Origin of the sequence: Peribacillus sp. CSMR9, assembly GCF_033141925.1 — a bacterium.
In the GTDB taxonomy this organism is placed as follows: Bacteria; Bacillota; Bacilli; order Bacillales; family DSM-1321; genus Peribacillus; species Peribacillus simplex_A.
In genome coordinates, this window is the sequence record NZ_JAOPHO010000092.1 from 1 (window position 1) to 11,838 (window position 11,838).

Sequence of the window (11,838 nt, forward strand, 5' to 3'; positions counted from 1 at the left end):
TGGAAAATCAACGGCCAAATTGTACAACTCATAAAAAATAGACAAACTCGATTTTCATCGAGTTTGTCTACAGTCTGTGGGATTAAATGAATCCCGTTCTGCCTTTTTTAATGATAGAAGTGGTAGGGTGCCGTTTAAAGAAAGATAGGATGTTAACAATCAGGAGATGGGCTACCTGGATTTTTGGTATCAAGAGCAATCAGTTTTTTATTTTTGGAAATAATATGATTTAATGGAAGGTAGAGAATGAATGGAAGGATGAGCGTTTTTGAGCAAATCAAAAGTATTGGCCGCTACCATTGTATCAGCTCTTATCGGACTGTTTTTTTTATTTTGCCTAGGATGGGCGATTATTGACCATTATGGAAAAAGGAATTCTGATATGGAAACAATAGAGGAATCCCCCATTAAAAATGATCTGCCTGATGATTTTACGGTTGTGGCGTTAGGTGATTCATTGACGCGTGGTACAGGTGATGAAACAGGCAAAGGCTACGTTGGACTTGTTGTGGAAGAGTTGGAGAGTGAATATAATAAAAAACCGCTCATCCATAACCTTGGAATTAATGGACAGGTATCTAAAGAATTGGCGCAGCAAGTGAAACAACCGGAAGTGAAGCGCCAAATCCAAGCGGCTGATGTTATTTTAGTTACAATCGGCGGTAACGATTTATTTCAAAAAGGCCAGACCCTGCTTGATTATGATCGTGAAGCCACATCTGAATTGAGAAGGAATTATTTGGAGAATTTACATGGGATTTTTAAAGATATCAATAATGTTAATGATACAGCTACCATATTATTGCTTGGCCTGTATAATCCATTTATAGGGTTGGATGAGGACTTTGATACTAACCGCATCGTACGGGACTGGAATAATGAAACGGCAGAAGTCGTGGCTCTTTATAAGAATGCAATTTTCGTCCCAACATTTGATATATTTCAATTGTCGGTAAATGAGTATTTGTATTCAGATAAATTTCACCCTAATCAGAAGGGTTATCGTTTGATTGCTGATAGGGTTGCTCCTTTAATAAAATGGGAGGATGAGGATCGATGAAACAGGTGACATTGTCTGTCAAGGGCTTGAAAAAAAGGATTGGCAAAAGGGAAATTATTAAAGGAATAGATTTTGAGCTGAATGAAGGTGAGGTTTTTGGCTTTTTAGGACCGAATGGAGCCGGTAAAACGACAACGATCCGCATGTTGGTCGGTTTGATTAAGCCATCCTCCGGTTCCATCCATATATGCGGGTATGATGTTCGTCAGGAATTTACGAAGGCAATGAAGCAAATGGGCTGCATTGTTGAAAATCCAGAGTTATATCCATTTTTGAGCGGGTGGAATAATTTGCTCCACTTTGCAAGGATGTTACCTGAAGTTGATGAAAAAAGAATGATCGAGGTTGTAGAACTCGTCGGTCTGCAAGCGAGAATTCATGATAAAGTGAAGACCTATTCCTTAGGTATGAGGCAGCGTCTAGGAATCGCGCAGGCAATGCTTAATAGTCCTAAGCTGTTGATTTTGGATGAACCCACTAACGGTCTAGATCCTGCTGGAATCCGTGAAATGCGACAATTCATTAGAAAGTTGGCTGAAGAAGAAGGCATGAGTGTTCTAGTTTCTTCACACTTATTAGGTGAAATACAACAACTTTGTGACCGCGTCGCAATTATTAAAAGTGGGGAAATCATCAAAACGGATACAGTGGAACGCCTATTATCCACGCAAGAACGGATGATTTGGAGGGTAGAACCTTTACAAAAGGGAGTGGAAATCCTTAGCGGTTTCACCGATATTACCTTAGATCAAAAATATATCATTACAGCTTATGATGAATTCGAAACCCCCGAATGGAATGCTGCACTTAACCAAGCAGGGGTGAAGGTACATGAAATGAACCGAAAGCTTCCGGGACTGGAAGAGTTATTTTTACAAGTGACCGGTGTCGGAGGTGGAAGTATTGAATAACTTGATCCAAAATGAAATGATGAAGTTGTTGGCAAAGAAACGGTTAATCATAATAGGTATCATCGTCGGAATTTTAGTGTTGATGTTCACGTATGCACAATACAAACAAGTGGAAGAGCAGCGGGAGAAGCTGGGAACTGATGATTGGCGTGCAGCTCTTCAGCAGCAAATCATTGATACTCAAAATCGGTTGGGCTCAAATAGGATGTTGGATGAGTGGCGTGAACAGCTGGAAGTAAGTCTCAAACAGCAGCAATATTACCTGGATCATGACATTAACCCCACAGAGCCAGGAGCCGCTACTTTTACTCGCATGTTTTTGGAAAATGCAATTGATTTGTTCATTCCGCTGTTGATCATGATAGTGGCAAGTGATTTGGTTTCTTCCGAAAATAGTCAAGGCACGATCAAGCTTCTGCTGACACGGCCAGTTGAGCGCTGGAAAATTTTATTGAGCAAATATGTAACATTAATTTTGTCAGTTTCGATTATCGTGGCGATGACAGCCTTTTTGGCGTATTTTTTATCGGGGATCGTTTTTGGGTATCAAGGTTGGGGGGCACCCGTAATAACCGGATTCGAATTAAAGGGTGCTGATGTGGATGTCAGTCAAGTAAGGCTAGTGGAACAATGGAAATTCCTTTTGATGGATTTGGGGCTTGTCTGGCTGGTTGCAGTAGTGGTAGGTACCCTTTCTTTCATGCTTTCGGTTTTGGTGCGAAGCACCCCTGCAGGCATGGGCATTATGCTGGCTGCATTGATTTCCGGAGCTATATTGAACAATATGGTTTCATCATGGGTGTCAGCGAAATATTTCTTTATGGTGAATTTGAAATTGACCGCTTATATTAGCGGGACGGCTCCTCCGATAGAAGGGATGACCTTATTATCCTCCGTCATTACATTACTCGTTTGGTGGGTGCTTGCTTTACTTATTTCTTTTACAGTTTTTACACGCAGGGATGTTTACTGAAAGACAGCCTATATAAATTATAGGTTGTTTTTTATTTTCTTTTACAGGGTATCCTTAAAAAAACAGTAAGTTTTATTAGGAGGTCTATAATGGATGATAATCATATGAATGAAAAATTTCTGCCAATGACTTCAGTTTCCAGTGGAGATGTTCAGATTGTAAAAGAGGATATATACTGTCTGCCCGTACAAATCGTTAATGTAATTTTTATAGGGTCCCCCAAAGATGAAAAATGGGTATTGATAGATGCAGGAATGCCACGTTCAGCAGAGATGATAAAGAGAGCTGCCGAAGAAATATACGGACCACATCATCCACCTGCGGCCATCATTTTGACACATGGACATTTCGATCATGTTGGTGCATTGATTGAGTTAATGGAATATTGGGAAGCTCCTGTTTATGCCCACATTAAAGAAATGCCTTATTTAACGGGACAGGAAAATTATCCTGAGCCAGATTATACTGTCGAAGGGGGGATGGTTGCTAAGATTTCTTGGATGTTTCCGAATGAGGGAATCAACCTGGATGAAAAAGTTCAACCCCTGCCTGATGATCACAGTGTTCCCGAGCTTGGCGATTGGAAATGGGTCCACACCCCGGGCCATTCAAAAGGACATATTTCACTATTTCGGGAAAGTGACCGAAGTCTGATAGCTGGAGATGCTTTTGTGAATGTCAGGCAAGATTCACTATACAAGGTCATCACTCAGGAGAAAGAAATAGCAGAGCCGCCACGGTATTTGACAACCGATTGGGAGTCTGCCAAGGAATCGGTAAGGTTATTGGATAGTCTGAATCCTGCTGTAGCCGTAACGGGGCACGGGTATCCTATTGAAGGGGAAGAATTGGAAAGGGGATTATCAAAGTTGGCAAAGGAATTCGATTCTTTAGCTAAACCGGATCATGGGAAATATGTGGAATGAAATGTGTTAGAGTTTGATGAATAATTTCTCTTGAGCAGTCAACAATAAACAAGCAACTAATGAAAAATGGAGGTAATATCCGTGACTACATTAAGAGATATTATGACAACAGACGTGGATTGTTGCACTGTGGAAGATAATATATATGAAGCAGCAGTCAAAATGAAGGATGATGATGTTGGAGTCATTCCTGTATTGGAGAATAACAAATTAATTGGTGTCATTACAGACAGGGATATCGTTATCCGCTGTGTTGCCGAGAAAAAGCCGAATTCGACTAGAATTACCGATGTTATTTCCACGAATCTTGTAACAGGCACCCCTGATATGTCAGTGGATGAAGCTGAGGAGTTAATGGGGAATGAACAAATCAGAAGGCTCCCTATAATTGAAAATGACCAGCTGGTCGGAGTCGTAGCGTTGGGTGATCTTGCTGTGCATCATCAGACAAATTCAATTGCGGGAAATGCTTTAAGTTCAATTTCCGAGGACAGAGATCAAATCCAACATTAAAAACAAAAACTCTGTTAGCGAAAGGCTAACAGAGTTTTGTTTTTAAAAATATTTATTGAACCATCCTTTTATTTCTTCTACATGTTGAAGACGCATTTTTGGAGATCCGCTTCGGGATACTTCATGAGTCTCATCTGGGAAGGAAACAAGTACCGCTTCTTTTTTTTGCCGTTTTAAAGCGACAAAAAATTGCTCGCTCTGTTCAATGGGACATCGGAAATCCTTTTCACCGTGAAGTAAAAGGGTATTCACATTGGAAACATATTTTAAAGGTGAGTGCTGCCACAATTTTTCAGCAGAGTTAACGATATCGCCGCCTACTTCCCATTCAGTAAAATAATAGCCAATGTCGCTGACGCCATAAAAGCTAATCCAGTTACTAATGCAACGCTGAGTAACAGCGGCCTTGAAACGGTTGGTATGACCGATGATCCAATTTGTCATGAACCCGCCATAGCTGCCGCCGGATACTCCCAAATTTTCATGCTCTATAAAATCATACGTCGCTAAAATATGGTCAACGCCCGCCATTAAGTCCTGATAATCCATGCCTCCATAATCCCCTCGGCAGGCATTTACGAAGTCCTGACCATAACCCACACTCCCACGTGGGTTAGTGAACAAAATAGTATACCCATCATTAGCCAAGGTCTGAAATTCGTGAACATAGGTATTGGCATACATCATATGCGGACCGCCATGGATTTCTAAAATGAGTGGATATTTTTGATTTCCATTAAAATTGGTCGGTCTCATGATCCAGCCGTGTATGGTAAGTCCATCAACAGATGGAAAAGTAATGGGTTCGGCCATGGACAAATGTTTATCCTTTAAAAAATCTTCATTAATAAAACTAATTTGTTCTTTATCCCCATTTGTAAGGTTATAAACAAAGAGATCACCGGGATGAACGGGGGTACTAATAGCCACGACCGCACGATGGCTTTCGGGATCTATAGTCAGGCCGTATATATGCTGCGGATCAAGTAAAGATGGATACATGGCTCCTTCAATCGAACCATAATATACGCCAGTATTTCCATAATCGCTTATTAAAAAGTAAAAGCCTTGGCTATCGTTTGTCCATAAAATACCAGGGTCGACTGCTCCGACTTGGAAATCACCGATTGCAGAATCCCCAATTTGGACGTCCCATCCATCGGTTAAGCACTGAATGGATTGATCGAATATGGAGTATAACCAGATATTTGAAAAGGTGGCACCGGCAAATTCTTTATAATGGCCAATGAATGAAAGGTATTCACCATTTGGAGACCATTTCGGATCTTTAAAGAAACCTGTACTATCCGTTAACTTACGTGAAGAATTCGTTTCTAGTTCCATGATAAAAATATCAGAAAAAAGTTCATCATCACTCTTTTCTGCATCCCCGCTTATGAATGCAATGTGCTGACCGTCAGGGGACCACGCATTCGGGTGATGATCAATATTATTTTCCGTCAGCAATATGGCTTCGTCATTTAAAATCTCCACGATGACAAGCTGCTGAAATAACTGATCAAAATAGCCTCTCCCATCCCATTTATACTTAATCCGGTCATATCTATGAACATCTTTGGAAAAATCATTTTCCTTAACCGCATTAAGGCATTCCCCCTCTTTTAACCCTGTAGAAAGCAACAACTTGGTGGAACAAGGAGACCATATAGGTTTTGTTACACCGTTAACGAAATGGGTCAATTGGCGTGCTTCCCCTCCAATGCTCCCAATAATGTGCACTTGTTTTTTTCCAGATCTGTCCGATATAAAGGCGATATGCTTTCCGTCGGGGGACCATGCAGGTGATGTATCACGATTATCCCCAAACGTCCATTGCTTTGTTTTATTCGTAATCAGGCTGAACATAAACAGATTGGAAATGTATTTTTCTGTTTTTTCATCAATTCTGGTTTGGACATACACCGCCATGCTGCCATCCGGCGATAGCTTTGGATCGGTCACTGATTTCAAGTGAAATAAGTCTCTTGCTGTTATACCTATTTTGTTCATCCTTTTCACCCTTTCATTCTCATTGTTATGTATTTCGCTAAAGAGAAATATAAATCCTTTAGTAAATGGTAAACGCGTAGTGTTTATTTATCAAGAAAGAATGAAATGAAAAAAATCCGGCCTTTTATCAGGACGGATTATCATGCTATATAGGCAAAGAACATAGAATTACTTATGCGTATGCCCTGTATGTGGGCGATGCGGCGATATTTGAAAATTATGTTCTTCCATCATTTTATAATGTTTTTCAAAATGTGAAAACATTTTATCGGCTTCTTCTTTTGATAGCGCACCATATTCAACATATTTTTCGATCAACTTCTTTTTGTCCGCAAGTATTTGCTTGTGTATCTTTGCGATTTCAGATTTTTGAACCTCAGTGAATTGTACACTTTCCGGTTTTGCTTTAGTTCCATGTGCAGACGGGTAATCCATGTTAACTAGGAATAGGGAACAGGCTGTTAAACAGATGATTAAAAACTTTTTCATGGATGAACGACTCCTTCTTTTGTTTTTGCCTTTTCTTATAAAGATCTGCAGAACCTTAAAAACTTGAAAGGCCTTCCTTATGGTAATGTTTTCAATATGGAAGATTCCTCATTCATTATTATCTTTTACAGATTTTACAGTTTTATGTAATTTTTTTGGTTTACCCACAAAAGGGTTTGTTGCAGAAAGATAAGGGTAATTTAAATGTAAGCTAACATTCTGAAGAAACTTCTCATTAAGAAAGATCCATTATGAGAAGGGAAGGAAGGGGGATTATAATGCTTTGGACAATTATTGGCGTAATAATATTATTATGGGTTCTTGGTTTAGTCTTTAAAGTGGCTGCAGGCTTTATACATATCCTGCTTATCATCGCGGTCATTCTCATTTTGGTTAAAGTTTTTAAAGGTAGGAAGCGAACGTAGATTAGATGTGAAACGATGTTTTACGCAGAAGATTTTTATAAATACGATTGCAAAGGGCGGCCTGGTGAACAGGTCGCCCTTTTAATTTCCCGTAGGTGTTAATCATAAGGAAGTGGCTGGCCCAACAGTCTTTTATGAATCCAAATCGCGGCTTGGGTCCCATCCCCCATCGAAATAGTGACTTGTTCGGAATGGGCAACAAGGTCACCGCCGGCCCAAACTCCTTTAATATTCGTTTCTTTAGTGCGGGGATGAATCACGACATGATTGTTTTCGTTTACATGCACACCTAGTTGTAAGGCGAGGCCATTATTAAGTTTGTTCCCTTTAAACGCCGTGAATGCCTTTTCAGCTTCAATTATTTTACCAGATACTAATTGTATTGCGGTTAACTGCTGTTTGGCATCTACTAGAACCTCTTCGACTTCTTCTTCGAATACGGGAATTTGATTTTCCTTTAACTTTTCCCTATACTTTTCATCAATTTTTGATTTCAAGTGATTGACGTAAATGATATCCTTTGACCAATATAATAAAGTAAGCGCCATTCCTGCACCTGCATTTCCGCCTCCAAGGACCACGGTTTGTTTATCCATGATCTCATACCCATCACAGTCAGGGCATATATATGTGGATGTCCCAAGGGTTGTATAGATGTTTTTGATTGGAGGGATGTTATCGGTAATACCGGTACCTAGAAAAATCATTTTTGCTTGATATTCCATGCCCTTCTTTGTGTGGATAAAAAACTTGTCCCGCTTTTTTTCAAGAGATGTCACTGTATCTTCCAAAAATTCAACATCGAATTTTTCTGCGTGCTGTCTGCCCAGAGTCCTTAATTGGTGCCCGCTTACCCCATCTGGCCATCCAAGAATGTTATGGTAAGCCTTGGCTATGGAAGAACGGCCTTGAGCAGAATCAATGACAATAATATCATGTTTATATCTTCCGAGCTGAATGGCTGCCTGAATACCCGCTATACCACCACCAACAATAATGCAATCTGCTTGCTTCATGAATACACCGCCCATACAATTTTGGAATAAACCTAGTGTTATTCTAACTGTAAAAAATATACCACTTGTCGCAGGCACCTAAACAAATGCTAGATATAAAAAAAGGGAAAGTCCGCCAGCTGGCGAACTTTCCTCGATTTCTTCTAATGCCTATTTTATTGGTTCTGTATTGGTTCGAGCCATTCTTGTGCCCAGTTTTGAATTTCTTTCATTACCGGTGCAAGAGCCTTGCCTTTTTCAGTTAAAGAATATTCAATCCGGACTGGTGTCTCTGGATATACGTCCCTTTTTACAATACCTTCAATTTCCAAGTCCTTTAAACGTTCAGAAAGAATCCTGCCGCTGATCGGGAAGGCAGATTCAATATTACAAAACCGTTGAGGGCCATTAAGCAATTGATTGACAATCAATCCAGTCCAGCGTTTACTCAAGATTTGCATTCCTTTTTCAAATCGTGGACAAAGTGTCGTATTATTCATCATATCACCCCATTATTATTATATTATAATGCATTTACCTCTTATGTAACAACTTTACCGAATATTATTTAGTTACTAGAGATGTTATAGTATAAGAAATTTATGAACTTACTTTAAGTATCATGAATAAAATTTTCGCCTCAGAATTGCCACATTTTAAAAGAAATGCTCTTTTAAAAATGTGTTCCTTTAGAGATACTATGAAAAATATGTTACTTTATTATTGAAGTCAAAGAGTTGCAAATGGAAGGATCCGTGGGAAAGATGAGTGATTTACTTCAAGAGGCCGTATCCTTTATCAGGACCAGTTACCCGGAATTATTGAAAACGAAAGAGGACATAAATGGCAGGATCGAACAAATCAAAAAGGAAATAAATGAAACAGGCAGATATGAACATACATATGAAGAATTGGTTTATGGTGCTAAATTAGCTTGGCGTAATAGTAATCGTTGCATCGGGCGCTTTTTTTGGGAGTCGCTGAGGGTGATTGATAAAAGGATGATTCAAAGCGAGGAAGAAATAGTATCGGCTCTCTTTGAGCATATCGAATACGCTACGAATAATGGAAACATCAGGCCTTTGATTACAATTTTCAAACAGAAAGATCATGATGTAAAAGTGGATATTTGGAATCATCAGCTTATTCGTTATGCAGGATATGAGACAGAGCATGGTGTAATTGGCGATTCAAGTTCAATAGAATTCACAAAGCAATGCATGGCATTAGGATGGGAAGGGAAATTTGGACCTTTCGATCTTTTACCCCTTGTAGTCCAGTTGGACGGAAAAACCCCTGAATTTCATGAAATTCCTGAAAGTTTAGTTAAGGAAGTTCCAATCACCCACCCTGAGTTTACATGGTTTCAAGATCTTCAAATCAAATGGTATGCAGTTCCAATCATATCTGGTATGAGGCTAGAAATTGGCGGTATTACTTATTCAGCTGCACCATTTAATGGGTGGTACATGGGAACGGAGATTGGCGGCAGAAACCTTGCTGATGAAGATCGCTACAATATGCTTCCAGCAATAGGGGAGAGGATGGGCTTGGATATTAAACGTGATTCGAATTTATGGAAAGATCGAGCCTTGATCGAACTGAATGATGCAGTCCTTCATTCGTTTAAAAAACATGGAGTCAGCATTGTTGATCACCATACGGCAGCAAAACAATTCAAGAAATTCGAAGAAAAGGAAACTTCATGTGACCGAAAAGTAACGGGTGACTGGACCTGGTTAATTCCACCAGTGTCTCCAGCTACGACACACGTATTTCATCAGCCGTATAACAATGAAATAATGAAACCTAATTTCTTTTATCAAAATCCTCCATATAAATAAAGGTTTACATCAACGGGCATTGGGTATATATATATTAATCCAATAATAAGGGGGAAGGTAATGATGGCATTAGGAAGAAACGTAGTATTACTAGGAGTCGGAGTTGCCGGAGTCTCATTTTTTTCAAATAAAACGAACAGAGGAAAAGTGAAGGACATATGGTCCAATGCAAAAGATAAAACATTAAGTTTTTGGAATAGGAAGGCTTCAGAGCTGGATCCTGTAATTGAAAAGGCAGGTCACCCCGATCCATATGATCATGAAGATAATAAAATGGTAGATGAAGGCGCCATGTATGGTGTTCACTATTATAATAATGCTAAGCATGGATAACGTAATAAAAAATCGCTTGGAGATTCCAAGCGATTTTTTATGGCTTTATTTGATCTTTTTTTTAATCGTTAAATTCAGATGATTGCGAATTTTAAACAGGGTGTTCAAGGTGGTAAATTCGTTATTGTGCTTTAAAAGAATAAGGATTAAGATTAAAGAATCGAAAGGAAGTGGATACGAGTGAGCAGCAGTTCTTATGATCCTGAACCCAGTAAGCAAGAGGAAGCCAATATGATGCTAGAAGTCGAGACTGTTATTCTCCCTGAGTATCTGCTCGAAGAAGGTAAATAAGGCTTTCTCTATAGAAGAGGAGGTCATCAAATGATTGAAATCTACAAGACGAATGAAAACCGGCACCTAAACAATATCGAGGAAATGACAAAAGGTTCCTGGGTGAATATTGTCGCGCCGACAGAAGCCGAAATAGATTATATATGCACGACTTTGAAGTTACCGATTAATTTCATGAAAGATCCGCTGGACGATGAGGAAAGGCCCCGCATAGAAAAAGAAGATGATAATGTTTTAATTATTGTCGACTTCCCATATTTGACTCGGGACGAAGCCGATTTACCCATCTTTGAAACGATTCCCATTGGGATGATCTTTACCAAAGACTGTTTTATTACAGTATCTTTGAAAGAAACCCCAATTTTAGCGAATTTCAAAAACAATAAGATTAAAGGATTTTTCACCAATAAGAAAACAAGGTTTGCTTTACAAATATTATTTGAAATTTCATCCTATTATTTACGGTACCTTAAACAGATTAACAAGATGACTAATGAAGCGGAACGTGAATTGCATCAGTCAATGAAAAATAAAGAACTATATACTTTTTTGGCTTTGGAAAAAAGCCTGGTTTATTTTACTACATCATTGAAATCCAATCGGGTAGTACTTGATAAGATCCTCCGTTTTAATTATTTGAAAATGTATGAAGAAGATAAAGAATTGCTTGAGGACGTAATCATCGAGAATGCACAGGCAATCGAAATGGCAGAAGTGTATCTCTCGATTCTTAGCGGGATGATGGATGCATTCGCTTCGATTATTTCGAATAATGTCAATAATGCCATGAAGTTTCTAACCTCAGTGACAATTATTTTAACGCTTCCGACGATGGTGGCAAGTTTTTACGGAATGAATGTGGAACTGCCATTTGAACATAATCAGTTTGCTTTCATCTTTACATTATTAATTGCCATCACTTTAGCGGGGACGACGGCATTCATTTTTTGGAAGAAGAAATATTTTTAAGAGAAACCGGCTTATTAAGCCGGTTTCAGACTGTAGACAAACTCGATGAAAATCGAGTTTGTCTATTTTTGTGCGCCCGGCATGGGTGCAATCTATAGG

13 protein-coding genes are annotated in these 11,838 nt (G+C 39.2%); 9 read left to right on the forward strand and 4 right to left on the reverse strand.

What is annotated here, in order from left to right; all coding sequences use genetic code 11:
* The first annotated feature begins 268 nt into the window (after positions 1-268).
* The 5 genes from N9I19_RS22515 to N9I19_RS22535 all read left to right on the forward strand — a co-directional run bounded on the left by N9I19_RS22515 (position 269) and on the right by N9I19_RS22535 (position 4,383).
* On the forward strand, positions 269-1,060 hold the full coding sequence (locus tag N9I19_RS22515; protein ID WP_317779037.1) for a GDSL-type esterase/lipase family protein: 792 nt from the start codon (positions 269-271) through the stop codon (positions 1,058-1,060).
* Complete coding sequence (locus N9I19_RS22520; protein WP_061463482.1) at positions 1,057-1,971, forward strand: ABC transporter ATP-binding protein; 915 nt, start codon at positions 1,057-1,059, stop codon at positions 1,969-1,971. The genes N9I19_RS22515 and N9I19_RS22520 overlap by 4 nt, the downstream gene beginning before the upstream one ends.
* A complete protein-coding gene (locus tag N9I19_RS22525) occupies positions 1,964-2,944 on the forward strand; it encodes an ABC transporter permease (RefSeq protein WP_284470542.1) in 981 nt (326 codons plus the stop codon). The genes N9I19_RS22520 and N9I19_RS22525 overlap by 8 nt, the downstream gene beginning before the upstream one ends.
* A gap of 89 nt (positions 2,945-3,033) precedes the next feature.
* Positions 3,034-3,870: an MBL fold metallo-hydrolase gene (locus N9I19_RS22530; RefSeq protein WP_317779038.1), complete on the forward strand. Its 837-nt coding sequence runs from the start codon at positions 3,034-3,036 to the stop codon at positions 3,868-3,870.
* Positions 3,871-3,951: 81 nt separating this feature from the next.
* Positions 3,952-4,383 (forward strand): CBS domain-containing protein, encoded by a 432-nt coding sequence (locus N9I19_RS22535; protein WP_089364329.1) that lies wholly within the window; start codon positions 3,952-3,954, stop codon positions 4,381-4,383.
* Positions 4,384-4,425: 42 nt separating this feature from the next.
* On the opposite strand, the gene N9I19_RS22540 is transcribed toward N9I19_RS22535, so the two are convergent.
* Complete coding sequence (locus N9I19_RS22540) at positions 4,426-6,393, reverse strand: S9 family peptidase (RefSeq protein ID WP_317779039.1); 1,968 nt, start codon at positions 6,391-6,393, stop codon at positions 4,426-4,428.
* A 168-nt stretch (positions 6,394-6,561) separates the two neighbouring features.
* A complete protein-coding gene (locus N9I19_RS22545) occupies positions 6,562-6,882 on the reverse strand; it encodes a YckD family protein (RefSeq protein ID WP_317779040.1) in 321 nt (106 codons plus the stop codon).
* Positions 6,883-7,160: 278 nt separating this feature from the next.
* Between N9I19_RS22545 and N9I19_RS22550 the strand changes: the two genes are divergently transcribed.
* Entirely contained in the window at positions 7,161-7,307 is a 147-nt protein-coding gene (locus tag N9I19_RS22550) for a lmo0937 family membrane protein (RefSeq protein ID WP_125161371.1), read from the forward strand.
* 98 nt (positions 7,308-7,405) lie between these two features.
* Here N9I19_RS22550 and N9I19_RS22555 read toward each other — a convergent pair whose 3' ends face one another.
* Both N9I19_RS22555 and catR read right to left on the reverse strand, forming a co-directional pair.
* Positions 7,406-8,323, reverse strand: a complete 918-nt coding sequence (locus N9I19_RS22555; RefSeq protein ID WP_125161370.1) for an NAD(P)/FAD-dependent oxidoreductase — start codon at positions 8,321-8,323, stop codon at positions 7,406-7,408.
* Positions 8,324-8,478: 155 nt separating this feature from the next.
* Positions 8,479-8,802, reverse strand: coding sequence for a catDE operon transcriptional regulator CatR (gene catR / locus N9I19_RS22560; protein ID WP_061463475.1), 324 nt, complete (start codon positions 8,800-8,802; stop codon positions 8,479-8,481).
* A gap of 243 nt (positions 8,803-9,045) precedes the next feature.
* On the opposite strand from catR, the gene N9I19_RS22565 reads away from it, so the two are divergent.
* From N9I19_RS22565 to N9I19_RS22575, 3 genes are all read left to right on the forward strand, one after another.
* Entirely contained in the window at positions 9,046-10,146 is a 1,101-nt protein-coding gene (locus N9I19_RS22565; RefSeq protein WP_317779041.1) for a nitric oxide synthase oxygenase, read from the forward strand.
* A gap of 60 nt (positions 10,147-10,206) precedes the next feature.
* Positions 10,207-10,479 (forward strand): hypothetical protein, encoded by a 273-nt coding sequence (locus N9I19_RS22570; RefSeq protein ID WP_317779042.1) that lies wholly within the window; start codon positions 10,207-10,209, stop codon positions 10,477-10,479.
* A gap of 321 nt (positions 10,480-10,800) precedes the next feature.
* A complete protein-coding gene (locus N9I19_RS22575; RefSeq protein ID WP_089364323.1) occupies positions 10,801-11,739 on the forward strand; it encodes a magnesium transporter CorA family protein in 939 nt (312 codons plus the stop codon).
* Positions 11,740-11,838: the final 99 nt, after the last annotated feature.